This is a genomic window from Litchfieldia alkalitelluris, from assembly GCF_002019645.1.
Lineage (GTDB): Bacteria > Bacillota > Bacilli > Bacillales > Bacillaceae_L > Litchfieldia > Litchfieldia alkalitelluris.
Window position 1 is genome coordinate 3,151,000 of record NZ_KV917374.1, and the last position, 23,366, is coordinate 3,174,365.

Below are 23,366 nucleotides of genomic sequence, written 5' to 3' on the forward strand. Positions count from 1 at the left end.
GGCCTGCCTAATGAGTAAACAACTTCAGGCATTCATCTTTGATTTAGATGGAGTGATTACAGATACAGCTGAGTATCATTTTATGGCTTGGAAAGCCCTCGCAGAGGATTTAGGGATTGAATTTACCCGTGAATCAAATGAAGAATTAAAGGGAATCTCTCGAATGGAATCTCTCGAGAAGATTCTCCAAATTGGTGGAAAAGCAAATGTTTATTCTGATGAAGAAAAAGAACAATTAGCAACGAAGAAGAATGAGCACTATGTCGAGCTTATTCAGAAAATATCACCAAAGGATATTCTCCCTGGAATAGAAGAACTACTAAAACGTATTAAACATGAAAACTTAAAGCTTGCCCTGGCATCAGCAAGTAAAAATGCTGTCATGGTCCTTGACTCACTAGAGCTTAAGGATATGTTTGATATTATTGTTGACGTTTCAAAGATCAAAAGAGGAAAACCTGATCCAGAAATATTTTTAACAGCAGCGAGCCAACTTGAAGTAGATCCTAGTTATTGTATTGGAGTAGAAGATGCACTAGCAGGAGTCGACGCAATAAAAGATGCAGGTATGTTTGCTGTCGCTATTGGCCCAGACTTTCAAAGAGCAGACCTTGTTTATAGAGATACCAGTGGATTATCATTTGATGAAATTCGAGAGTCATTTTCAAAAAAATGATATTAGTTGTGAGTAGATTAAGACGGTACTTACATTTGATTACGTAGTTCAATAAATTAAATACAAAAGAGGAATTCTTATAAGAGGATTCCTCTTTGTGTGTAGATACGCTGTTAAATAATCGCACCATGAAGAATAAAATATTGTTCATGCGTGTGGAATGAGCGAAGAACCACCTGACTCCTGCACTGCGGGAACCAGTGGTCTCGTGAGATCCCGCTCAGAGCCCGCCCCTGCGACGAGGAGGCTCACGGACCACCCCGCGGAAAGCAAGTGGATCGCAGCTCATGGTACTCTCCAACCTAGTTATTTTAAGGGTAGATCTCCCCAATATATGGAACAGTATAAAAAAATCCACTTTACAGAAAATAGGTAGGATAGACCTGAGAATATTAAAAGGGAGAATTGCTATGAAAAATAATAAATTCAAGTCACTACGATCTGCAATTATCGCTATTTTAATCTTTACCCTTTCTTTAGGGGGAGGACTACAGGCACATGCACAAGTGCAAAAAGTTCCTACTGCAGGAATCGCGATAAATGGGAAAATTGTAGACGGGATTAACCCTATTATTATCAATGGAAAGTACTATCTTCCGTTTGTCCAACTATCGAAGATTCTAGGCTACAATAATATCAAATACGAACAAGGAACAGGAACATATCAAATAACAGACGGTTCTACAACAGTCCGGATGACTATGGGTGGAACAAGAGCTAAGAAAAGTAATGAATACATTAATATTGAACCTCCTAAGTGGAGTAATAATACCGCATTTGTATCCATGAATGCAGCAGGTGCATTATTTAATGTCTACATTTATTTCAAACAAGAAAATGGATCTGTACAAATCCAAAAGCCTGCTAGGAAATATGTTGTTCAACGTGGCGATACCTTATGGACAATCTCAAGAGCACATCATACTACTGTCCAAGAACTAAAGGCCGCAAATAATCTAAGCACAAACCTAATTCTTATTGGTCAAGTATTAAATATACCTGGCAGAGAGAAAACACATGAGTTAGAGCCTATCCGAGAAAAAGAGCCTGTACCTAATGATCATCACACAAAACTTAAAAATCAAAGACAAGGAGTTCTTAATCAAGCTAAAAAATATATTGGTGCTGGATATAAGTTTGGAGCTACTCTTGCAGATGCACCCAAGCTCTTTGATTGTTCTTCATTTACACAGCTTGTTTTTCAACAGAATGGTATTACGATTCCCCGAGTGTCTAGAGACCAAGCAAGTAAAGGTACTTATGTTAAGGAATTAAAAGCAGGGGACTTAATGTTCTTTACTAATTCCGATTTATATTCTGATGGTAGAATCGGGCATGTTGGAATTTACATGGGGGATGGAAGTATGATTCATGCTTCTTCATCCAAAGGAGTTTCAATTACAGAAAATGTCTTAAATAATCCTTATTGGGGAAAAAACTACTTATTTTCAAAAAGAGTTATTCAATAGGGTGAAAAAAATAAAAAAAGCAGGAGATAGGAATCTTCATATCTCCTTGCTTGCTGCTTATTTGATATGAAGTCGAAATGCTTTAACAATAATTCCATCATTAGCAGGCTCAAAATCATGTTGTGGCAATCTTTGAAAACCCATTCGCTTATAAAGTTTCATGGCATCTTCCATAAAATCACCAGTATGTAATCCAATTGAATCAAAGCCTTTTGCTTGCGATCGTTCAATACATTCTGTGATTAATCTTGACGCTATGCCTTTACCTCGTGCTTTTGGACTTACTGCAAGAACTCGGATTTCAGGATAATCTAACTCTTCTACCAACCCCTCATAAGCATCTGTCTTTGCAGGGAATAAGGCAACACTTCCTACAATTTCTCCATTAAGTTCAGCCACTATTAATTCCACACCAGGTTGGCTATCTGCATCAGATGATAAGCTACTTTTTAGGGCATTCCAATGATCTAATGGGATAGACTTTACATGTTCGCTATATGCGAGCACTCTTTGTTCACGAATAAATGCGACTTCTTCTTTTAACGCATTGCGTATATTCAACATGGTTTAACACCTACACTAATTTTCTTAAGTATTTTTCATCTTTACCACTAACTAATTGTCGGTTGTGTTCTTTAGTCCAGCCAGATAAATCTGGTCCTTTTGGAAGAATTTTAACCGAAGTATTATCAGGATCAATTGTTATCGACGTATGATAGTGTTTCTTAATCGCATCAAAATCTGTTGTATCGCCAAATCCTGGTGTTTGGTATAAATCTCGAACATAGCCCCAAAGATTAGGAAATTCACTTATTAAATTCCGATTCGCATTAAAACCATTATAATAAGCCACATCAAATCGAACCAAGGTCACATAAAGGCGAACATCGGAATCAGTTATAAAATCACCAAATAAAAATCGTTGCTTTGATAAGTGCTCTTCAAACTTATCTAATCTAGCAAACAATGTATCAAAAGCAGACTTATAAGCTTCCTGGGATTTAGCAAACCCACATTTATAAACCCCATTATTTACTTCATGAAAAATAACATCATTTAGGGCGTCAATCTGATTTCGTAAACTTTCTGGATAAAGTACAGGTGCGTTTTCTCCATGAAAAGGTTCCCAAGTTGTTTCTAAGTAATTGGTTAGTTTGAAATAATCATTATTAACCGCTTCAAATTTCTGAACATCGACAAACAACGGAACTGTTGGTCGACCAGAATACTTTGGATCAGTTTTCTTATAAATTTCACTCATATAGCGAATACCTAGAACAGGATCTACGCCTTTTTCATCCAGAGAAAACTCCCAATCTACATGGGGAAGATGTGGACGTATTGGACTTGCTGTACCTAAACTGATAACATTCTCTAAACCTAGGACACTCCGAACGATTACAGAACGATGAGCCCATGGGCAGGCTTGTGACCACAATAAACGATAACGACCCGCTTCAATTGGTAATTCTCCCGGATTATCACCAAACGGAGTTATGAATCGATTGGTTTGACGCTTGAACGATCCATCATTGCTGTGTTCTTTTGTTTGTTCATTTTGTGTCAATTATAGCACCTTCTGACTATATTTTTTATGTTACAAGATGAAATTGAATTTTCAGAGAAAAGTGGACTTGTAACGTATTTTATTATTTAGTCCTAATCTACGTCAATTAGTTAGACTTACTAAAATGAAATGCATATGGAATTTTTTTCTTATTTAACCTAAAATATAGATTGCATTTATTATTTTATTTTACGGCTATGAAAACACTTCGATTAAAAGGGATAAAGTAGTATAGCAACCCGCAAAAGTTTATTTCTAAGAAAAGAGGGCCCACTATGAGTGTAAATAAAATTAAGGATCAATATAGAGGCTGTTTACTTGGAGGTGGAATCGGTGATGCATTAGGATGGCCGGTTGAATTCCTTAAGTATAAAGAAATTATAAGAAAGTATGGCACTGAAGGGATTACTGATTTAAAAATTACCTCGTCTGGCTTTTCTGAAATCACAGATGATACCCAAATGACACTCTTTACAGCAGAAGGACTTCTTCGAGCGGAAACACGCGGAAGAAATAAGGGAATTTGTCATATACCTACTGTTGTTTACTTTGCTTATCAACGTTGGCTGTATACTCAAGGCTATCCTAAAATCGTGGATAAAGGTTGGATTTATGATGGATGCTTAATGGAAATAAAAGAGCTTCATCATCAACGAGCGCCTGGAAATTCTTGTTTATCAGCTCTTGCAAAAGAAGAGCTTGGTACAGTTGAACAGCCAATTAACAATAGCAAAGGATGTGGTGGCGTCATGCGAATCGCACCAATAGGGCTAGTTTTCCCTAAAGAAATGGCCTTTAAAATGGCCGTTGATTGTGCTGCGTTAACACATGGACATCCCTCAGGCTATTTATCAGCAGGGACTTTAGCATATATAATTGCTGAACTAGTTGAAGGAGAAGAGCTTGAGGATGCCATTACTAACTCTCTATTAGAACTTAAAAAAAATCGCGGTCATGAGGAGTGTAGTACTCTTATTGAAAAAGCAATCGAATTATCAACAAGTGAGACGGCACCTTTAAAAGCGATAACCAAATTAGGTGAGGGATGGGTTGGTGAAGAGGCACTAGCAATTTCCATTTATTGTGCGCTTAAGTATAAAAACAGTTTTGATAAAGCATTAATTACAGCTGTTAATCATGATGGAGACAGTGACAGCACAGGTACTATTACAGGAAATATATTGGGAGCATATCTTGGAATCAACCAAATTCCTAGTCGTTGGGTAAAGAAAGTGGAGATGTCTAGTCTTATCACTCAACTCGCAGATGATTTGTTAATAAGGTATAGTGACAGTGAAGAATGGTGGGATAAATATCCTGGATATTAATCCATAGGCTCTTTTTATGAGACTTCTATTAAATAAAGCAAACACTAGGAATGTCTCTTCATACGATGAAGGACTTTCCCAGTGTTATAAATACTTTATCACAAAAAGAAAATTAGAACTTGGGATGCAATTGCTACAAGAATAAGTGCAAATGGATATGCTGCTGCATATGCTATTGCTGGATCCTCTGAATCAATCAATTGATTCACTGAACCTAATCCTGGTGTACTTGTCATTCCACCACAGAGAGAACCTAACGAATGAACAACACTTAAATGAAATACCCTTCGTGCGATTGCAAAACCAATAATCATTGGCAGGATGGTAATTAGAGCACCACCAAATAATAAACGTAATCCTTCAGCTTGAACTACTTCAACAATACCAGAACCAGCTGTCGTTCCAGCTCCTGCTAAAAATAGTGCCAAGCCGATATCACGAATAACTTGATTTGAGGGTTGATAATAACGAGCTTGAATAGGTCCTAATTTTCCAAAGTGGCCAATAATAAGAGCTACAAATAAAGGACCACCAGCAACTCCTAACGTTATTGTCCCTAAGCCTGGGAGATGAATGGGGATCATTCCAAGTAAAATCCCAAGTAACAAGATGATACTTAATGAGAATATATGCACATTCGTTACTGTTAACTTTTTACTTGTAAATACCTTTTCCACATCCTTTAATCGATCCTCGCTACTAACGATCGTCAGAATATCACCCCGTTCTAAACGCATTCTAGCATTTTGACTAAATTCCAAACCGCTTCTTTCTATTCGTGTAACTGTTACCCCATAATCTCCTCTGATGTTTAATTCCTTTAGCGTTTTCCCAATCGTTTCATCTGAATCAACCACCACTTTTCGTAGCATGATATGGTCTGCGTTTTCAAAATTCGTGGCTACTTTCACACCCACATATTTACAAAAACTTTCTAATTCTGTTTTTGTACCAACTGTTACTAAACGATCACCTTTTAAAATCACCGTGTCATTTAAAGCAATAATGTTCCTACTTCCACGAATTACACGACTAATGACAACCGAGTTTATTTTCTGAAACTTAAGCTCTTTTAAAGTCTTTTTATTAATGGCAGGATTTGTTACTTCAATGGTTATCACTTCAGGAGATTCTGCATTTCTTACTGGGTTATCTTTGTCTTGTAGATCCTTAACTAAGTCCACTTTTAATAGCCTTGGTAATAACTGCACAAATAAAACAACTGCAACTACCCCAAAAGGATAAGCAATTCCATATCCAACTGATGCTAAAGGATCTTTAGTTGATTGAAGTGCTGCAGCAAGTCCTGGTGTACTTGTTAATGCCCCAGTCATAATACCAATACTTAATGCTGGGGATAAGTGGAATATTTTGGAGACAAACACTGTTGTTACTACTGCTACAAATACAATAATCACAGCAATGATTCCAAAGACAATCCCATTAGATCGTATCATCCGGAAAAAGCGAGGTCCTGCTTGTAAACCAACAGCAACAATAAATAAACTAAGCCCAAAATTTTGTACAATTGGAGAAACCTGAAATCCAAAATGACCGAAAGTCATCGCTACAAGTAGAATTCCTGCAGAACCTAGACTTAAGCCTTTAAACTTTGTTTTACCAATCCACGATCCTAAAAATAGGATGACAAATAATAAAATCAATGGTTCTTGCAACAGATCTATAAAAAATTCCATTATAGTACCCTCCAAGTTCAAAAAACCTTCTCTAAAAAATCTACTTTTCATTATAACTGTTTATTATAAAAAAAAAGACAGGTGTACTTTTTGTTCATTAAATAGCCATAGTAAAGCCTTTTCATTATGAAATAATTGTTAAGTTAAGAGTACTCAAAAGCAATATATTTGTATTTTGAGAACCAATTGTTACTATATATATAAATCGCAAGCAAGAAAGGATTATAAATATGACAAATCTACAACTACCTGTTTCTGTCCTAAATTTAGCACCAATAAGGGAAGGTCAGGATTCTAAAGACGCTATTGAATCTATGGTTGAATTAGCGCAAGCGACAGAAAAAATGGGGTATAGCCGATATTGGATAGCTGAGCATCACAACACACCAACTCTTGTCAGTTCGGCTACTTCGATATTAATTAAACATACATTAGAACATACAACTCAAATCCGTGTAGGTTCTGGAGGAATTATGCTCCCAAATCATTCACCTCTAGTAGTAGCAGAACAGTTTGGTACGATGGCAACCATCCATCCTAATCGTCTTGACTTAGGTCTCGGTCGTGCACCAGGAACAGATATGGTAACCGCCAGTGCCCTAAGACGTTCGCAAAACGATTCGGTCTACACATTCCCTGAAGATGTCGATGCTTTACTAACCTATTTTGGGCCATCAAATCAACAAGGAAATGTGAAAGCTTATCCAGGAGTAGGAACAAATATTCCTATTTATATCCTTGGTTCATCAACAGATTCAGCATACTTGGCAGCAAAGTTAGGGTTACCTTATGTATTCGCATCACACTTTGCACCAAGATACATGGAGGAAGCTATATCGATTTATCGAACTAGATTCCAACCGTCAGAGTACTTAAACTCTCCATACATGATGATCTGTCTAAATGTAATTGCAGCTGAAAGCGATGAAGAAGCATTTTTCGAACAAACAACCATGCAGCAATTTTTCCTGAATGTGGTACGAGGAAGTCAAATGATGCTTAAACCTCCTGTTGAGAGCATGGAGCACATCTGGAGCCCTAATGAAAAACATATGGCTACCTCCATGTCTAGCGTGACCCTCTTGGGTGGAAAGGATTCAATAAGAGAGCAATTGAATAGCTTCCAGGAGAAATATAATGTCAATGAACTTATGGCTGTATCATATATTTTTGATCCTGAAAAACAAAAACGATCTTATGAGATTTTAAAAGAAGTGGTAGATGGTAGGTAGATGTAGGTTCCGTTAATTATTGAATACATAGTTTAGACAAATGTCTATCTAATTGTATTTATTGATAAGCATTTTCTGGTTCTGAAGATTTCTTTAACACATCTTGGATTTAATTAGTTGATGTGAATGACGCAGATGTTATGGTAAGTGACGGTGGGAGTTTTAATGCAGATTCTCTGAAAGGCGTATATTGTATTGGCATATATGAATAAATGCGGTTAAAACCAGGGAATTCTTTGATGATATAATTTTGGTTTTTAATCACCGGACAAGAAGAACTAGTGAAAGCAAAAATTTATGACCACTTATTAACAACAGTTTGTAATGCAAATCATTTTTTATATTTTACAAATGGCTCACGGATTAAGGAAGTGCCTAAAAGACGCAGATGTTTTAGCAACCTTTAGTGACGATGAGGACTTTTATGTTGCTGGTTGCTGGACGGGTAATGAACAAATAAGCACAAGGGGAAACCTTGGCATTTACAGAGGAGATTAGGATACAACTATTACTTTTCTTGTAAATGATATATACGGATGCAAGAATTGAACTTAAAACAGATGTTACTTCCTATGTAATACCTCTAGCTGACTTTGATTCTTCTAAGATATCTAAATAAAATTGGTACAGACTCTATAATTTCTGTTAGGAAGAAGTATACAAAAATGGAAGAGAAACTAAGGAACGTATTTTAGATGTTAGTTATGTTTTAATAACCGCTAAAGGAAAGAAATGTAGAAAAATAACCGAATTCAAAATCTTTGTGGAGCGTTATTGACCCATTAGTAACAGTAGTAAAAGGGGTTTTGTGTTAAATTACAGGGCCCTTTATTTTAATTTTTGAAAGGATGGATTTTTGGTATTAGCTTATACTCAAAAATCCTTCAGTAACAACTCTTTTTTTTTGGATATAAATTGTTATAAAAAATTCTAATTACAACTAAACTAAATACTACTAAGTCTAGCTTAGTTCCCTTTCTAAGTTTGAGGGATAAGCAGAAATTTTAACGGTATTTACATGTCATTTTAAGCTAAAGAACGATAATACTTAAGTTCTTTTTCAAGATCGGTTAATTTTTCTTCTTGCTTTTCTATCGAATGCCCTAGAGATTCTAACCTTTCAATATCATCCTGAATTCTTATATACTCCATCTTTAACTCTGAAATTTTATTCTCAACTTCTCTAGTATTCATCATTAATTCACTTCCTTGAAAAAATTTATATAGTGATAGTGATAGTTTACTGAATAATTAACACATCTACAAGTAAAGGGACCCAAGTCATTAATATTTAAAGACATGTTGTCCAATCACAACTGCTGTTGTTCTAGAGTCTAACCAGCGACTTGTAGCAATACGTGGGTTATAAAAGAATAAGGAATCTTTTGCAATACTTCTCATATCAGTTAATGCTGCATGTACTGCTTTAATTGATTCTTTATCGGCTGGTTTATTTATTTGGCCATTTGAAACAGGTTGAAATTGACGTGGTTGATAAATTACTTCTCTAATTGTGTCAGGGAAAAGAGGGCTTTCTACTCTATTTAATACAACTGCAGCTACGGCAACTTTTCCTTCAAAAGGCTCTGTTTGTGCTTCAGCTCGTACAATTCTAGCCAACAGATCTATTTCATTCTCTGAGATACTAAATTTTTTATCTTTAGAGATACTTATTTTATTAGACTTGTTTTGTTCCTTCTTTGGTTTTGGGGAATTTTTGATAACTGTATTTATTTGTTGACCAATATAAATCAAATCTAGATTCTTCACCTGCGGGTTAGCTTTTGCCAATTGTTGTAGTGTTAAACCATTATCTTGGGCTATTTTTGTCATTGTATCTCCCTTTTCAACGGTATATGCAAAAGCGTTGTCAGCAAAGAAAAAGGTTGCTAGTAATGTTATAAAAAAGAATATTTTTTTCATTATTAATCCTCCTGGTTAATTTGTTTTTGGACAACTTATCTATTCTATTGGTATGTAAAAAGAATATAAGATAGTATTACAGTTTGTTTACATTGAAATTTTTGGAGGTATAAACCTACTTCAAACATGGGGCAGAAATTAAAATATTTGATAGACCAAATTCAGAAGGATTTTACAAAGAGGGACTGTCTTTTCCCACACAAAAAAAACTGATTTAAATGGAATCTAACTTCCTTTTAAATCAGTCCTATTAAACTACTTTACTTATTGATTAATTTCTTTTAATTTTCTGTCAGAAGGTAAAAACATCGTTAATATCCCAATCAATGGTATAGAAACAATGATAAGCATTGTGTTAGAAAGGCCAATTAAATCCGCAATCCATCCAAGGGCGACTGAACCAACAGCCCCCATTCCGAAAGCTAAGCCAATGATGAGGCCAGAAACTGTACCGATTTTACCAGGTACTAATTCTTGTGCATAAACAACTGTGACAGAAAAACTCGATAATATGATAAAACCGATGACTGCTACTAATACATAAGTCATAAATATTCCTGTATGCGGAAGAAGTAAAGCCAAGGGAGCTGATCCTAACATCGAGAAGAAAATCATATTTCTTTTTCCAAAACGATCGGCAAGAGGCCCACCTGCAAAGGTACCAATAGCACCAGCAGCTAAAAACAAAAAGATATATACCTGAGCTTGCGAGATCGATAGACTAAATTTATCAATGATATAAAAAGCAAAAAAATTAGTTATACCGGAGTGAAACCAAGATCTAGCAAACACTAAGAAAATTAGTAAACTAATGGAATAAAAAACAATCTTACGTTTTTCACCATGGGGTGGTAATTGCTTTGATCCTTTTGAGTGATTAGTTTTTGTTTGGTTGATAGAATGCTGGATTTTAATTTGTTCTGAGTACCACTTAGCAATATACATTAATAATCCTACTGCCAATGCAGCAACAATCGCAAACCAAACAGCTCCAAATTGACCTAACGGAACTAAAATCAAAGCCGTAATAAGAGGTGCCAACGCTTGACCGGTATTGCCACCAACTTGGAAAATAGATTGAGCAAGTCCTCGTTTCCCGCTAGAGCTTGATGCCATATAGGCAACACGTGAGCCCTCTGGATGAAACGTTGCTGAACCTAAGCCAATGAATATAACAGATAAAATAATCATTGGGAATGAAGGCGATAACGCCAGACCGATCACACCTACAAATGTAAAACAAAGTCCGATTGGTAAAGCATACGGTGACGGTTTTTTATCGGTATATACTCCAACAACGGGTTGAATAATTGAAGCTGTTAAATTAAGTGCAAAGGCAATCAGACCTAGTTGGGTATACGATAGACCCATTGACTGCTCCAAAATAGGGAACATCGCTGGAACAACTGATTGTATTGAGTCATTGAGCAAATGCACAAGTCCGATGATAAAAAGAATGTTATACATTGGTTGATGCACCTTATTGGCTTTAGTAACAATTCGTTTTTTTTCAATCTCCATTCCCATTCACCCTTTCATATACGAGATAATCGTACACTAAAATCTAAGAGATGTTAAGAGGTCTTGTGCCGAATATTCACGGCTCCTGTTCGCACAATACACTAAAAAAAATCCATCTATAACACAATTCATTTTTTGGGGTATTACTTTCATAATACATAGATTTCTATTATAATAATCTCAACACCTTAGTTTATCCAACAAACAAACTTTTGTAATCGCTTTACTTATAATCTACATATGGAGGGATATATGATGACAGTAACAAAACAAGATCGATTAGCTTATACTAACAAGGCTCAAGAAATTGTAGATCAAATGTCATTAGAAGAAAAAGTATACTTAATGAGTGGAAAAATGCCTTTCGAAGAATTAATGGAAGACATAGCAAAAGGTCATCACTACAACTGGTATCCTTATCCTGCAGGTGGAAACGAACGTTTGGGAATTCCTGAAATGAAGTTTGTTGACGGTCCTCGTGGTGTGGTTTCAGGAAATAGTACTTGTTTCCCTGTTTCAATGTCTAGGGGAGCAACCTTTGATAAAGATTTAGAAGAGCGAATTGGTCAAGCAATTGGTAAAGAGATTCGAGCACATGGTGGGAACCTCTTTGGCGGAGTTTGTATAAATCTCCCTCGTAATCCTGGATGGGGAAGGAGCCAGGAGGTGTATGGAGAAGACTCTTTCCAATTGGGTGCAATGGGCTCTGCGCTAGTAAAAGGTGTACAAAAGGAACATGTCATTGCATGTGTTAAACATTATGCATTTAATAGTATGGAGAATGCTAGATTTAAAGTAAACGTTAAAGCAGATAAAAGAACAGAGCGTGAGGTTTATTTAGCTCATTTTAAGGATTGTGTTGATGCTGGTGCAGCTAGTATTATGAGTGCCTATAATTTGTATCAAGGTACATATTGTGGACATAGCGATTACCTTCTAAATCAAGTATTAAAAGATGAATGGGGCTTTGATGGATTTGTCATAAGTGATTTTATCTGGGGTGTTAAGGATACTGTAGAAGCAGCCAATGGCGGCATGGATATTGAGATGTGTCACACTAAATTTTTTGGTGAACCACTTGTACAAGCTGTTAAATCTGGCAAAGTAAGCGAAGAAAAAATCAATGCAGCTGCAATTAGAATCGTTCGAACTTTGCTAGCTTTTACTGAAGCAGACAATAAGGTATATAGTAAAGAATTGATTGGTAGTAAAGAACATATTGCTTTAGCTTTAGAAGCAGCAGAAAAATCAATGACACTATTACAAAACAAGGATCATGTATTGCCATTTTCTAAAAAGGATACGAAAAAGGTGGCAATCATCGGAAATCTAGGGAACCAGGGAAATATTGGTGACCATGGATCAAGTAGAGTATTCCCAGATTACATCGTTACACCTCTAGAAGGAATAAAAACACTATTACCACATACAGAAGTGATATTTGAAGATGGTTCCAATATAGAAAAAGCAAAAAAACTAGCAAAAGAAGCAGATGCTGTTGTATTTGTGGTTGGATATAATCATGATGATGAAGGTGAATTTATCAATAATCCAGATGAAGATGTTGATGCACTTGGAGATGGGGACGCTGGCTTTGGTGCTGGTGGTGATCGTAAAACATCTCTAGGTCTTCACAACAGTGATATCGAATTACTAAAAGTTGTAGGGCCTGAGAATCGTAATTCTGCCGCAGTTTTAATTGGTGGAAATATGATTATGATTGAAGAATGGAAGCAAGATATTTCTGCTATTTTAATGGCATACTACCCAGGGATGGAAGGTGGAACAGCGCTAGCAAAAACCTTATTTGGTGAAGTTAACCCAAGTGGTAAATTGCCATTTGTTTTACCAAAACAGGAAAGCGACTTACCACAAATAGACTGGGAGGCAAATGAGATTACCTATAGTTATTATCACGGATATACAAAATTAGAGAAAGAAGGAGTAGAACCTTCTTTGCCGTTTGGATTTGGTTTGTCTTACACCACATTTGATCTGTCAGAAGCCGAATTTGGTGTTGAAGACGATTCTATTTTTGCAACATGCAAAGTTGAGAACACCGGCGAATTTGAGGGAGCAGAAGTAGTTCAGTTATACGTAGGCTTTAGAAATTCAAAAATAGACAGACCTGTGAAAGTATTACGTGGCTTTGAAAGAGTAACTCTTACTCCTGGTGAACAACAAGTTGTTAAAATAACATGTCCAATTGAAAAACTAAAGTGGTTTAACAATGAAACAAATAGCTGGGAACTAGAAGAAATGGAATATGAAATCTACATTGGTAATAGTAGCTCAAGCCAACATCTACTTGAGGGTAAACTTAGATTAACTAAAAACTAATAAAAGGTTCAGTCCACACAATGTTGGACTGAACCTTTTTTATAAATTAAAATCATGATCTCCATACATTTCATTATACGCTTGTGTAGCAGATGCTTCGGAAGTAAATATAGCATCGTCATCCTCAATCGTGTGGAAGGTTTCATGCAAAAATAAAGCTGTACGGTTCGGGTCATGGGGATGCTGGACGATTTCAGCTGAAACTATATTAGAAACTGTTGGTGTATGGGGATTATTATAGATGACGAACACCTCATCCCCTGGTTTTGCATCTTTTGGATCTAATGTATCCATGTTATATCACACTTTCTCTTTTAGAATTGTATTATTAGTTTTATCAACTTTTTATGTTATTATCAAATTACGTCCAATCCATTTATTTCCTGATATAGGGATAACTAAAAAACTAGAAACCGGAACCACTCGCAAGAATTATCCTATGGTATTAGTTATGATCATCTGTGGTCCTAATTCGAGGTGCGGAAGCAATATTATATAGTGTGTTTAATTTAAAGAAATTAAATGTAATTAAAAGATTACAAAGGGAGTGAATAGATTGTTAAAGTATATTATTTTTGATTTCGACGGGACCATTGCTGATTCTAAAAAGGCTTTTGTTGCAAGTTGGAACAGTCTCGCAGATACACATAAATTTTCAAAAATAAAAGATTCGCAACTAGATGAGTTAAAAAAACTGTCAATTAAGGAAAGAGGCAAATTATTAAATTTCCCTTTATATAAATTACCCATAGTGTTACCTCAATTTTACAAGTCATACCGTAACTCAATGCATGAAATTACTTTATTCAATGGAATAAGGGAGCTGTTATACCAACTCGAATGTAAAGGTTATAACACTGCCATCATCTCTTCGAACTCAAAGGATAATATTTCAACATTTTTAAAACAAAACCAAATAGAAAATGTCACAACCATTCTTTGTTCTAGTAGTATTTTTGGTAAAGATAAATTAATTAATAAATTCTTAAAAGAAAATAATCTAACATCAAATGAAGTAATTTATGTTGGGGATGAACATCGAGATATTGTAGCTTGCAAAAAAACTGGAGTTAAAATCATATGGGTTGGATGGGGATACGATTCCATTGAAGTTGTTCAACAAGCTAATCCAGACTATAAAGTGAATGCACCAAAAGAGATATTAGAAATTGTATAAATAATAATAATTGTAATAAATTTGAAAACTTATGAATTCAGACTTGGAAGAAAATAATGCTTTAGTGTCGGAGTGTTAGAAGGACAGCATGAGCTGTCAGTAGTACTTTATCAAATAGCACATCTGTGAGGTTAGTATAGAATATAGACTGGAAAAAGGGGTCACATTGCGCTATGAGTTTTCTTATATATATATTGCTAATAAGCTTAATAGAATTAATGTATCTTGTTGGAATCATCATTATTGTAGGATTCACGATAGGAATCATTGAGAGACATTCTAATGCATATTTGATAAGAGCTTTTGGACCTCGAGGAGTACTTGTTACTGCATGGATTGGAACTCCAGTTCACGAAATCGGGCATCTTATCCAGTGTCTTTTATGGGGGCATCGTGTTACAAGGGTTAGATTGCTACAGATTAATCAGCCTAATGGGGTTCTTGGATATGTTGAACATCAATACAACCAGAAAAGTATTTACCATCAAGTCGGAAACTTTTTCATTGGGATAGGTCCTATCCTTAGTGGTATAGGTTCCTTGATGATTGCTATGTACTTGTTGATTCCTGAAACTCACGAATTATTTACAAGTTACATACAGCAGCACGCTTCTTTCGAGAACCTCGGGATAGAGGCTCTAAAAACGGCTGGAGGAGCATTTATTACTTTATGTACAAGTCTTTTTTCATTTAATAATCTCATTAATCCTTTATTTTGGATATTTCTTATAATTGCTATTTGTATTTCTTCTCACACTGCATTAAGTAAAGAGGATATCAGAGGCTCTGCGAAAGGACTTTTGACCATTTTTTTCTTGCTAGTATTTATAAATATCATCGCAGGTTTGTTTGGTCTAAATACCTATGAAATCATCATAAAAATGACGGCATATAATACATACCTACTATCATTTTCAAGTATAGCCGTTTTATTTTCTATCATTACATTAGGAATAAGTTTTCTTCTTTATTATATAAAAATCAAAATATAATATACCGTCCATCTTCCGAGATTGTCATGTGTTTTCTTTGTATAATCAACTGCTTTAAGCTAAACCTAAGCCTAAAAGCTGTCAAAGGGGATATATAATGAACGTATATGAAATAACACACTTAATTGTTGACGACGAGTTTTATGGAGAAGAAATGATTACAGTCAATATAAATTATAATCATAAAGACTATAGTATAACATTAAGAAAAGATGACTTTGAGATTATTAATATGTGGACATTTGAAGGAGATAAGTCTCTTCCCGCTAACTTACCCGATTCATTAATTGAGAATATTAAAGAAGATCTAAAAAAAATATAGGATTTACATAATTAATTTCAGAAACAAATATGGCCATAGGTGAAGATATCCCTTGGCCATATTTGTTATTCTTTTTTTTCATTTTCAGTTTCGATGTTATTTTTATTGCTGTTTGTTTTAAAGAAGTTGGTAGAAATACTATTAAGTTTATTTAAAAAGCGATTAAATCCAAAGCCGATGAAAAAGGAAATACCGATTTGCGCATATGGACCATCTTGAATAGAAGTAAATTCAACTAATAAGATACCACTTTCAATTAACGTTACAGCAATCACAGCAGTCCCTGTTGCAAAAATAGGATAAAAAATATACATAATCCAATCTTTGTAGTCATTAAGGTTACCTTTCATATAGTGAGAACAAAACATATAAAGATGACGTAACGAACCTCCGATAGCTCCGGCAAAAAAGTAATACAAAAACAGTTTTATCTCGGAAATGAAAGGAAGAGTTGAATCAAATGCCCCAACCCACAGTAAACCAACTGCAAAAAAACTACCAAAAAACAACAAAGAAAGATATGCTAATATGACTGCCTTTAACCATCTTTTCAAGATATCACCTCGTTTCGGATATTACATTCTATGAAACGGGTGATATAAAAGTGAGGATCTCCATTATAAATTTAAATACCGCTATTAACTATAACTTCGTTTTGGACGCAAAAAAACCGGAGTTAAACCTCATTCACTCCATGCGTCAATAATTAATTCGACTGTTGTTTTATTCACAATATTAACAGCAAAATAATGAAGACCTTTGTATTTAACCTCTCTTATAGGGTGGTTTTTAGAGACATTATAAATATCCTTTAAGACATGTATATCTGTTAATGAAAAAGCAATTAAAATAACAACCCTTTGATCTTGAATTACCCAAGTTCCTCTTGTCCCGAGAATAACGGGACTTCTTTTCCCTGAATGAAAATATTCGTATACCCATTCTTGTTCAGTCAATGCCATAGTCACGAAGAACTCCTATTTTTGACTTAAAGGTGCTTCATTTTACTTTTAAAGTTCACTCTTTATAATTATTAGCATTAATTTTTAAAAATATGGGGAATTGAAAATATAAACATAAAGACACTGTGTGGAGGGATACTACAGAAGGAATATAACTTAAAGGGGAGAAGTCTAAATGAAAAAACAACAATCTACAACAGTAAATCAAGACAAAAATAAAAAAGGCAATGAAGGGAATCTTGCATACCCAGAATATAGTGATCGAGAGAAAGACATTTCGAGAGATAAACAATGAGCCATGTCCCAAGGCTCTATTTTTATTTTCAGGATGATCGATACAGATTTTCGTGAACATTGTCATAAATTCAGTTTTTGTGCGCTTGCCCAGGGAATAAATCGTATATTTAGTTTAGAATAGGACCATTTGATGGATATCTATAATATTGCCTTATTGCCAATGAAATTCCTTTAGCGATATTCGTAGCCATTGTATAGATAAGATGTAAATTTGTATATAAAAGGTTGTGTTCTAAGTTAGAATCATTTTCAAGAACAACACCCATAATACTACAATCCCCTAGAGATGGAAGTCTTTGATTTAGTCCAACACCAGGACTAAAGGAGCCATTTTGAACGACAATTGAATTTACGATATTCTTTGTCCCCAAGACACTGTCGATGCAAATGACAAAACTATTCTTGGGTAAAGTTTTATTTGAAAATACAGGAACTAAGGTTGTTGCATCAAGAGGGTAGCGCAGATTTCCCACTACTGTTAAATGGTTCGGATATAACTCTTCTAATAATGTCCCAACAAATGGCCCTAAGCTGTCCCCACTTATTAAATTAGATCCTATACCCACTACAAATATATGATCAGTTCCGTCTGGAATGAGTGAATGCAGCGCATCTCTAATCAGCAGAGGTGCAAGCTTATTCTCAAATGGAATTACTGTACGCAGTCTAACCTGCTTGTCGTCTTTTGATTGATATAGCATAAAACCCACCTCACTAAAGTTAACAACTCGAAAATGCTGTAATGATAGATATTCTTCATGAATACAAAATTTCCTTTATATATACAAAGTAAAATGATGGAAAACTTCGTGGGGAATGGATATTTTAGGGCGACTTCTGGCCTCCTCATAATACGGAACAGGCAGGAAGGAGCAGATAAGTTGCATGATTTATCCCACAGGGAAGTTAAAGATCCATAGCCTGAATAACAAAGATTAAATGCTTTAAATTAGTACTTTAATTGTTTATAATCAATAAGTCTAATAATCTTCCACAATTTTGAAAGACAGTTGAGACAAAACAAACAAGGAAATGAGGGAAGATGAATGGAATCAACAAGCTTTAAGAAGTCTACAATTGTTTCACTTCTACTTGCAGGCTCATTTATCGCAATACTAAATCAAACACTAATGATTACAGCCATTCCTCCAATTATGGCTGAGATGGGTGTAACTGCCAATAGTGCGCAATGGCTCACTACTGTATTTATGTGTGTTAATGGCATTATGATACCAATAAGTGCGTTCTTGATTTCACGGTTTACAACAAGGCAACTTTTTATAGCTGCTATGAGTATATTCGCATTTGGTACATTGATTGCCGGAGTAGCACCAAATTTCGAGGTATTGTTGCTCGGCCGGGTAATTCAGTCAAGTGGTGCAGGAGTAATGCTTCCACTGATGACAACTGTCTTTTTAATGATTTTCCCAATTAATAAGCGAGGAGCAGCCATGGGGCTTATAGGGCTAGTGATTTCCTTTGCACCGGCAATAGGTCCTGCTTTATCAGGGTGGGTGACATCTCATTATTCATGGAGACTTTTATTTTTCATCATCCTCCCAATAGCTATCATTGATATTTTCATTGCCTTTTTTGCATTAAAAAATGTAACCGAAGTTACGAAACCAAAGATGGATGTGTTATCAATCATTTTTTCTTCACTAGGATTTGGTGGACTACTGTATGGCTTTACAAGTGCGGGAAACTTCGGTTGGTTAGATGCAGTAACAATTTTAACAATTGGAGTGGGAGGACTTTCGATCGTTTTGTTTATAACAAGACAGTTAAAGTTAAAACAACCAATGTTAGAATTTAGAGTATTTAAATTTTCAATTTTTCCTTTTGCCGTGATTATAGGAATGGTTGCATTCATGGGACTAATTGGTAGAAACACTCATACCTTTATTCATGCAAGAAATGCGAGATTTCACCGCATTTGAAGCGGGACTTGCGCTACTACCTGGTGCCCTTGTATCAGGAATTATGGCCCCAATTATTGGACGTATTTTTGATAAAATAGGAGCCAAGTGGCTTGTAATAACGGGCTTATCAATTCTAACATTATCTACCTTTGCATTTACGAATCTAGGAATACAAACAACCTTTTCATATATAACGATCGTTTATGCAATTCGAATGTTTGGTTTAGTCATGGTCATGATGCCCATTCAGACAGCGGCATTGAATCAACTGCCTAAACATCTTATTCCACATGGAGCTGCCATGGATAACACCATGAGAATGATTGCAGCTTCTGTAGGTACTGCAATTCTTGTAACAGTTATGACAACAACTGAAAAAGTAGCTGAACAAAATACAGGGATGTCTTATCCTGATATTCATGGAGCAAATGTTGCATTCGTCGTAGTAGCTGCTTTATCTTTATTGGCACTAATCATCTCTCTATTTATAAAGTATAGTAAAACAACTCAAAAGGGTAAGGAGTTAAAGCAGAGTAATCCTATTAATGTTAGTAGTCATTAAAAAAATTCCTCTAATACAAAACAATTTATAGAAGAATCAAGAATATGCGGAAAATAAAATATGCACACACAAGAAATGAATAACCGATTTAAATCAGGGAGCGATGCAATAAATGCATCGCTATTTTTAATTTACTAGAAAGATGTTGATCCCAAGGACGTTGATTTGTTGAAATTTATGGAATATTATTTAGAATAGATATGATTAAGAACATGGATTGAGGTAGATATAACGTTTATAATTATTGTATGAACATATTTTATCTATAAGGGAGATGGATTTGTATTTAAGGCTTTTGTGTACCTGGCGATAGTATATTATAAAACTGACATATGTTTTGTCCCCTTTAAAAGGTGAACACGAAAGGAGAAATTCCTAGTATGTTTTTATTATCAAGAAATAGAAAGTTAGTAAAAGATGATTTAAAGGAAATAGCAAAACTAATGTATCAGGACGTTTCAGAAGATCCTTGGGACAAAGAAAATCTCACCAAAAGAAATTTAAACTTCTCGATTGAAAGTGTTCGCCTTATTGATTTATATGTACATAGACTAATGAATACAGAAATGGGTAAGACACTGTTGGATAAGCATTTTGAGAATTTTGTAAACCGGCTAGGTGCGTATCTTGGTGAAGTGATTAAAAGTCATATTAAACAGCAAGATTTTAATTGGTATGAATTTAACTCTGTAAACAATTATTCTATTTGTCAAGTAAAGGGAAGAATCAAGCCATATACGCTTCTTTATTCTAAAAAAAGAGATGTAGTAATAATGCCTTTATTCGTTACATCTGAATATTTAGAGGGAAGAAGCACATTCCCTAATTTTCTAGTTTATGTAGAAGAAATGACACGGCAACATTCTTATTAGAAAAAAATTTCAAAAAATATGAAACTAAACATTAAAACAAACGTACAAATAGGTGAAACATTAATGTGAGAATAGGAGCTGTTCTAGAATGTCTTTTTTTAACAAAGCGCTAGCTAGTATTGGTATTGGAAGTGCAAAAGTTGATACAAAACTTTTTCAAGACAAACTCATTCCGGGTGAAGAAGTTAAAGGTATGATAGAGATTAAGGGAGGTTCAACAGAACAGTTAATTGATGAAATCTACCTTTCAGTGATGACAACTTATTTAAAGGAATCTAACGATCGCAAAATGCAGCATCAAGCAATGACTGATAAATTCAAAATAACTGATCGTTTCACGATTGGAATAGGTGAAACAAAGGAAATTCCTTTCTCTTTTATCTTATCAAACGATACACCTATTACTTTAGGATCTACTAAAGTATGGCTTCAAACAGGCTTAGATATAAAGAATGCACTTGATCCATCAGACAAAGATTACTTAAAAGTAATGCCATCTGAAATTGTAGCGGCTGTAATTAATACTACGTATGATTTAGGATTTAGTTTAAGAAAAGTAGAATGTGAAGCTGCCCCATATCGTTTAAGAACACGTTTACCCTTTGTGCAAGAGTTTGAATTTGTCCCTACAACAGGAACTTTCAGAGGTAAATTAGATGAGTTAGAAATCATTTTTCTAAAACAGGATGAACATCAAGTAGATCTTCAACTTCAAATTGATCGTCGAGTCAGAGGTCTTGGAAGTTTATTATCAGAAGCACTTGATATGGATGAATCCTTTGTCCATTTAACTGTGACAAGAAATGACTTGCCAACGTTGAGATCAACAATCGAAGGTATTATTAATAAATATAGCTAGACTATCCTTTTTTATATCTAAAACATGTACTATTTTAATAGTACATGTTTTTTTATTTCAGAATAACTATTAAGAGGATGAATTCTAGTATCTAAAGGACCATTTTTTCGATGCCAACAAAAGTAAATACTGGAAAATCCAGCTGACTTTTGATGCATTTTTGAGATTTAAACTGTAAAGGCATCGTTATAATTGTATAATAAGAACTTGCAAGATTATAGAGTTGGAGGTTCATATTATGATGGAATGGACATTAGCTATATTATTAGGCTCAGCAGGTATTTTGCTTCTTTTGTCTATTGTTAAAACAAAACAGGCGTCAAATGAAGAAAAACGTGAAATTGATTTGGTTCATATCGCTTTAACAAATGAATTAGACCAAGTACGGCAGCATATTCGTAACATTGAACTTGATGTAGAAATTACAGCCAAAGAAGCAGGTATACACACTTCTCCTACTGGGCGAACATTAAAAAGAGAAATCCTTGATTTATATAGACGTGGATACTCCATTGAAAATATTTCTGCTGAAAAAAAACTAACACCAAACGAAGTAAACCAGTTACTTGCACCTTATCTTACATCTAAAGATGAAAGGAGAAAGGTTGCTCAATGAAATCAAAATTATTAAGTAGCTTTGCTTCTGGGCTCATAGTTGCGACAAGTGTTAGTGGTATAGCCTATTTCCTTGATAAGACTGAGGTCAAGACTATTCGACAAGAAATAACTCCTTCAGAGGAAGAAATGAAAGAAAGTCTTACTTCTTTAGGTTATCTCATCTTGACTCAAGAAGAATGGGATGTTCAGATAGAAGCTACTAAAAAAGAAGTAGCTGAGTCAAAACCAGAAGTAGAAAAGGTCGAATCAGCTGATGAAACAAAAGAGAAGGCAATTTATATTACTATGTTAACTGTTACATCTGGAATGACCAGTATTGATGTGGGCAAAGCATTAGAAAAAGCCAATATTATAAATGATGCGATGGACTTTTTTAATGAAGTAGAAAAAAGAGGCTTGGCAAATGATTTACGTCCTGGAACCTATGAAGTAGATAGTGACATGTCTGTAAATGAGATTATGTCGACTGTTTTTAAACAATAAGTTTAAACATTTACAGCTCCTTTACTGGTTAGCTTACTAAAAAATCTGTAAAAACCCCCCAATTGGTAGATAAGCTACCAATTGGGGGGTTTTTTCGTCAATCTAATTCTTGATTTCCTGTAGGAGCATCATTATAAGGTTTCTCGGTTTCTTTGCCTTTTTCGTCGTGTGTAGGATGGGCTCCGGGAAATTGTCTTGGAAGGTCCTCATGAAAAGCTCTGTTTTCATACGTGAAATTACTATAGTATTGTTGTCCTTCCTTCCAAGGTGTTTCTTTATTTTGGACAGGGTCTTCTTTTCGGAAAGATGAACCAAAAGGACCTTCTGGATACTCCTCTGCTGTAAGGAAATTTCGTTGTGTTTCTACATTTGAAAAATCGGTATATTTTTCATCTTTTTGACTCACTTTTCCACCCCAATTTGATGTGTTTAAAAGTAGTGTTTACCCAATTGGAAATTTTATTATTTTAGTCAATATGCACATTATTTCATTAAAGGATTTCAGTTTTCAGCAATTCCTTAATTTGTTCTATTATCTTAAAAAACT

The 23,366-nt window shown here is 34.9% G+C and carries 24 protein-coding genes and 1 pseudogene; 14 read left to right on the forward strand and 11 right to left on the reverse strand.

Going from position 1 to position 23,366, the window contains the following annotated elements; translation table 11 throughout:
* Positions 1 to 10: 10 nt before the first annotated feature.
* Positions 11 to 676 (forward strand): beta-phosphoglucomutase, encoded by a 666-nt coding sequence (gene pgmB, locus BK579_RS14650; protein WP_078546677.1) that lies wholly within the window; start codon positions 11 to 13, stop codon positions 674 to 676.
* A 410-nt stretch (positions 677 to 1,086) separates the two neighbouring features.
* A complete protein-coding gene (locus tag BK579_RS14655; protein WP_078546679.1) occupies positions 1,087 to 2,145 on the forward strand; it encodes a C40 family peptidase in 1,059 nt (352 codons plus the stop codon).
* 57 nt (positions 2,146 to 2,202) lie between these two features.
* Here BK579_RS14655 and BK579_RS14660 read toward each other — a convergent pair whose 3' ends face one another.
* Both BK579_RS14660 and BK579_RS14665 read right to left on the reverse strand, forming a co-directional pair.
* Positions 2,203 to 2,709, reverse strand: coding sequence for a GNAT family N-acetyltransferase (locus tag BK579_RS14660; protein ID WP_078546681.1), 507 nt, complete (start codon positions 2,707 to 2,709; stop codon positions 2,203 to 2,205).
* Between the two features lie 10 nt (positions 2,710 to 2,719).
* Entirely contained in the window at positions 2,720 to 3,712 is a 993-nt protein-coding gene (locus tag BK579_RS14665; RefSeq protein ID WP_078546683.1) for a glutathione S-transferase family protein, read from the reverse strand.
* A 275-nt stretch (positions 3,713 to 3,987) separates the two neighbouring features.
* Between BK579_RS14665 and BK579_RS14670 the strand changes: the two genes are divergently transcribed.
* Positions 3,988 to 5,040, forward strand: coding sequence for an ADP-ribosylglycohydrolase family protein (locus BK579_RS14670; RefSeq protein ID WP_078546685.1), 1,053 nt, complete (start codon positions 3,988 to 3,990; stop codon positions 5,038 to 5,040).
* 98 nt (positions 5,041 to 5,138) lie between these two features.
* Here the strand turns inward: BK579_RS14670 and BK579_RS14675 are convergent, their stop codons facing one another.
* Positions 5,139 to 6,737, reverse strand: coding sequence for an aspartate:alanine exchanger family transporter (locus tag BK579_RS14675; protein ID WP_078546687.1), 1,599 nt, complete (start codon positions 6,735 to 6,737; stop codon positions 5,139 to 5,141).
* Between the two features lie 230 nt (positions 6,738 to 6,967).
* Between BK579_RS14675 and BK579_RS14680 the strand changes: the two genes are divergently transcribed.
* Complete coding sequence (locus BK579_RS14680) at positions 6,968 to 7,969, forward strand: LLM class flavin-dependent oxidoreductase (protein WP_078546689.1); 1,002 nt, start codon at positions 6,968 to 6,970, stop codon at positions 7,967 to 7,969.
* 324 nt (positions 7,970 to 8,293) lie between these two features.
* The gene (locus tag BK579_RS26115) at positions 8,294 to 8,467 is read left to right on the forward strand and encodes a hypothetical protein (protein ID WP_204524722.1); all 174 of its coding nucleotides are present in this window, start codon (positions 8,294 to 8,296) and stop codon (positions 8,465 to 8,467) included.
* A gap of 528 nt (positions 8,468 to 8,995) precedes the next feature.
* Here BK579_RS26115 and BK579_RS25660 read toward each other — a convergent pair.
* The 3 genes from BK579_RS25660 to BK579_RS14690 all read right to left on the reverse strand — a co-directional run bounded on the left by BK579_RS25660 (position 8,996) and on the right by BK579_RS14690 (position 11,413).
* The gene (locus tag BK579_RS25660) at positions 8,996 to 9,166 is read right to left on the reverse strand and encodes an SE1832 family protein (protein ID WP_169891018.1); all 171 of its coding nucleotides are present in this window, start codon (positions 9,164 to 9,166) and stop codon (positions 8,996 to 8,998) included.
* Positions 9,167 to 9,253: 87 nt separating this feature from the next.
* Complete coding sequence (locus BK579_RS14685) at positions 9,254 to 9,892, reverse strand: cell wall hydrolase (protein WP_078546691.1); 639 nt, start codon at positions 9,890 to 9,892, stop codon at positions 9,254 to 9,256.
* Between the two features lie 264 nt (positions 9,893 to 10,156).
* Entirely contained in the window at positions 10,157 to 11,413 is a 1,257-nt protein-coding gene (locus tag BK579_RS14690; protein ID WP_078546693.1) for an MFS transporter, read from the reverse strand.
* A 255-nt stretch (positions 11,414 to 11,668) separates the two neighbouring features.
* On the opposite strand from BK579_RS14690, the gene BK579_RS14695 reads away from it, so the two are divergent.
* Positions 11,669 to 13,753, forward strand: a complete 2,085-nt coding sequence (locus BK579_RS14695) for a beta-glucosidase (protein ID WP_078546694.1) — start codon at positions 11,669 to 11,671, stop codon at positions 13,751 to 13,753.
* A gap of 39 nt (positions 13,754 to 13,792) precedes the next feature.
* On the opposite strand, the gene BK579_RS14700 is transcribed toward BK579_RS14695, so the two are convergent.
* The gene (locus tag BK579_RS14700) at positions 13,793 to 14,047 is read right to left on the reverse strand and encodes a transcriptional regulator SplA domain-containing protein (RefSeq protein ID WP_078546696.1); all 255 of its coding nucleotides are present in this window, start codon (positions 14,045 to 14,047) and stop codon (positions 13,793 to 13,795) included.
* A gap of 262 nt (positions 14,048 to 14,309) precedes the next feature.
* On the opposite strand from BK579_RS14700, the gene BK579_RS14705 reads away from it, so the two are divergent.
* The 3 genes from BK579_RS14705 (at position 14,310) to BK579_RS14715 (ending at position 16,244) form a co-directional block, all read left to right on the forward strand.
* Positions 14,310 to 14,930, forward strand: a complete 621-nt coding sequence (locus BK579_RS14705; protein ID WP_078546698.1) for an HAD hydrolase-like protein — start codon at positions 14,310 to 14,312, stop codon at positions 14,928 to 14,930.
* A gap of 173 nt (positions 14,931 to 15,103) precedes the next feature.
* A complete protein-coding gene (locus BK579_RS14710; protein WP_078546700.1) occupies positions 15,104 to 15,922 on the forward strand; it encodes a hypothetical protein in 819 nt (272 codons plus the stop codon).
* 97 nt (positions 15,923 to 16,019) lie between these two features.
* Positions 16,020 to 16,244, forward strand: a complete 225-nt coding sequence (locus BK579_RS14715; RefSeq protein ID WP_078546702.1) for a hypothetical protein — start codon at positions 16,020 to 16,022, stop codon at positions 16,242 to 16,244.
* A 65-nt stretch (positions 16,245 to 16,309) separates the two neighbouring features.
* Here the strand turns inward: BK579_RS14715 and BK579_RS14720 are convergent, their stop codons facing one another.
* The 3 genes from BK579_RS14720 to yyaC form a co-directional block, all read right to left on the reverse strand.
* Entirely contained in the window at positions 16,310 to 16,798 is a 489-nt protein-coding gene (locus BK579_RS14720; RefSeq protein ID WP_078546704.1) for a hypothetical protein, read from the reverse strand.
* Between the two features lie 129 nt (positions 16,799 to 16,927).
* Positions 16,928 to 17,212, reverse strand: a complete 285-nt coding sequence (locus BK579_RS14725) for a hypothetical protein (protein WP_139365104.1) — start codon at positions 17,210 to 17,212, stop codon at positions 16,928 to 16,930.
* 398 nt (positions 17,213 to 17,610) lie between these two features.
* Entirely contained in the window at positions 17,611 to 18,204 is a 594-nt protein-coding gene (gene yyaC, locus BK579_RS14730; protein WP_078546708.1) for a spore protease YyaC, read from the reverse strand.
* 345 nt (positions 18,205 to 18,549) lie between these two features.
* On the opposite strand from yyaC, the pseudogene BK579_RS14735 reads away from it, so the two are divergent.
* The 5 genes and pseudogenes from BK579_RS14735 (at position 18,550) to BK579_RS14755 (ending at position 22,819) form a co-directional block, all read left to right on the forward strand.
* A pseudogene (locus tag BK579_RS14735) lies at positions 18,550 to 19,987 on the forward strand (DHA2 family efflux MFS transporter permease subunit).
* Positions 19,988 to 20,340: 353 nt separating this feature from the next.
* Positions 20,341 to 20,859, forward strand: a complete 519-nt coding sequence (locus tag BK579_RS14740) for a hypothetical protein (protein ID WP_235848436.1) — start codon at positions 20,341 to 20,343, stop codon at positions 20,857 to 20,859.
* Positions 20,860 to 20,947: 88 nt separating this feature from the next.
* The gene (locus tag BK579_RS14745; protein ID WP_078546712.1) at positions 20,948 to 21,718 is read left to right on the forward strand and encodes a sporulation protein; all 771 of its coding nucleotides are present in this window, start codon (positions 20,948 to 20,950) and stop codon (positions 21,716 to 21,718) included.
* Positions 21,719 to 21,956: 238 nt separating this feature from the next.
* Positions 21,957 to 22,334 (forward strand): hypothetical protein, encoded by a 378-nt coding sequence (locus BK579_RS14750; protein ID WP_235848437.1) that lies wholly within the window; start codon positions 21,957 to 21,959, stop codon positions 22,332 to 22,334.
* A complete protein-coding gene (locus tag BK579_RS14755) occupies positions 22,331 to 22,819 on the forward strand; it encodes a hypothetical protein (protein ID WP_078546714.1) in 489 nt (162 codons plus the stop codon). The genes BK579_RS14750 and BK579_RS14755 overlap by 4 nt, the downstream gene beginning before the upstream one ends.
* A gap of 97 nt (positions 22,820 to 22,916) precedes the next feature.
* Here the strand turns inward: BK579_RS14755 and BK579_RS14760 are convergent, their stop codons facing one another.
* Positions 22,917 to 23,225: a hypothetical protein gene (locus tag BK579_RS14760; protein WP_078546716.1), complete on the reverse strand. Its 309-nt coding sequence runs from the start codon at positions 23,223 to 23,225 to the stop codon at positions 22,917 to 22,919.
* Positions 23,226 to 23,366 lie beyond the last annotated feature (141 nt).